The organism is Alkalihalophilus lindianensis (genome assembly GCF_032843265.1).
Lineage (GTDB): Bacteria > Bacillota > Bacilli > Bacillales > Bacillaceae_D > Alkalihalophilus > Alkalihalophilus lindianensis.
This window is the reverse complement of the sequence record NZ_JAWJBA010000899.1, coordinates 1-242: the sequence shown is the minus strand read 5'-3', so window position 1 is coordinate 242 and position 242 is coordinate 1. Positions and strand designations below refer to the sequence as shown.

Annotated in this window: 1 pseudogene; it reads right to left on the bottom strand. The window is 45.5% G+C overall.

Annotated elements, in window-relative coordinates:
- Positions 1-242, bottom strand: a pseudogene (locus RYX56_RS24715) (aminomethyl-transferring glycine dehydrogenase subunit GcvPB); the annotation flags it as partial.

The window sequence follows — 242 nt, the reverse complement described above, 5'->3', positions numbered from 1 at the left end:
CTGGTCCCATTGTACGGATATACGTATACGCACGTACATTGATCCCGTAATTTCCATAATACGGTTTCACTCGTCCAATCGACTTCGGACGATCATATTCAAAGCGGTACGTATCCTGTTCTTTCACTAAAACAGGTTTAGGTAGAAATGGAATCAATTCTTTTTTCACTCCGACAGGACCAGATCCAGGGCCGCCGCCTCCGTGAGGACCAGTAAACGTCTTATGCAGGTTTAAATGGACC